The organism is Lacinutrix gracilariae (assembly GCF_042684485.1).
In the GTDB taxonomy this organism is placed as follows: domain Bacteria; phylum Bacteroidota; class Bacteroidia; order Flavobacteriales; family Flavobacteriaceae; genus Oceanihabitans; species Oceanihabitans gracilariae.
In genome coordinates this window covers 1-1,269 of the sequence record NZ_JBHULM010000029.1, presented here as the reverse complement: position 1 = coordinate 1,269, position 1,269 = coordinate 1, and the positions used below count along the sequence as shown (strand labels likewise).

1 protein-coding gene is annotated in these 1,269 nt (G+C 31.6%); it reads right to left on the bottom strand.

The features are described from left to right. Positions 1-144: 144 nt before the first annotated feature. Entirely contained in the window at positions 145-1,128 is a 984-nt protein-coding gene (locus tag ACFSSB_RS15465) for a DUF6624 domain-containing protein (protein ID WP_379905934.1), read from the bottom strand. Positions 1,129-1,269: the final 141 nt, after the last annotated feature.

Below are 1,269 nucleotides of genomic sequence, written 5' to 3'. Positions count from 1 at the left end.
CACTTAGCCAAATCTGCGATTTGGCATTTACATTTTTCTTTTCATTAATGCCAAATCGCAGATTTGGCGAACTTAGTAGAAAGCACAGAACTTTGAATTTAGCACTTACTAGCTATGTTTTATACACAGTGTTAGCAAACGTATTTATTCCTTTTCTTTTTCCTTTTTATCTGTTCTTTCAATATGCTTTTCAACATCCCAAGTCATTCCCCAATTACTTATGTAATCTTCAATTGGTCCAAGTCCAACTTGTGTTCTTCTTTCATTTACTTTTTCAGGGTTTTCTAATGGTAAAACGTAATATTCTCCCGTTTCTTTGTCTCTACCAACTTGACTTCCATATATTTGTTTCCCTCCCTTTCTTAAAGATACTCTATCTTCCAAAAGTGCCAAACTACTTGAATTCGCATTTCCAATTTTTACAGCTTCTCGCATCATTGGTAAATACTTTTCTTGGACTTCTAAAGGTGAATGTTGAATCACAAGAAACAAAGTTGAGTTTCCAGAATTCCCAATGACATTTGCACCTAGCCAACCTCTTTCATCTAAAATCTTCACTATTTTAATTAAGTTGATAGAATCTTTTTCGTTTATCAATTCCCAATGTTTTTTCATTTCATCAGATTCTCGCCCATATTTTTTCTCTATTTTTCCAATCTGTCTTCTATATGTTTGGTCTTCTCTATAAATTGTATCAAGAATTGCTACAAGTGGTTTGTCTAAATCCTTTTCTGCTTCATCTTTATTGGCTTTTACTAATTTAACTAGCTTTTCCCATTGTTCATCCTTGTGAAGTGAATTCAAGTCTGAATCTGTTGTAATGTTATTATAGTTCTTGTATTTTATTCTTGGGTGTTCAGCTGAATAAATTAAATGATAAAATGCCTTTTCCGAATCTCCAGCCAAAGCAAAAGTACAAGCAGCATTATACCTATCTCCAGGGTAAGCTTTTCCTGCATTTGAATCAAATGCATTTTGATATGCAATTGCTGATTTTTTATAGTCTTTAGTATTGTATAAAGAATCTGCTGTCTTTATAAACGCTTTATACTTGGTCATATCTTTTTGGCCAAAAGCAAAATTTGATACTAACAACCCAATTACTGCCGTTAAAATTATTCTTTTCATTGTGTTTTTTTTTATGTCTCGTCCTGAAATATGGCTACAGGTTAAAATTGAATTTACGCTGATAATTTATATACCATATTCGGTGTTTTATAGTCTAAAGATAAATGTAATCTTATTTCGTTGTATAAATTAATTGCATTT

What these genes read in the sequence shown, in the direction of transcription:
- ACFSSB_RS15465 (WP_379905934.1), bottom strand. Translation starts at nt 1,128, where the DNA reads ATGAAAAGAATAATTTTAACGGCAGTAATTGGGTTGTTAGTATCAAAT.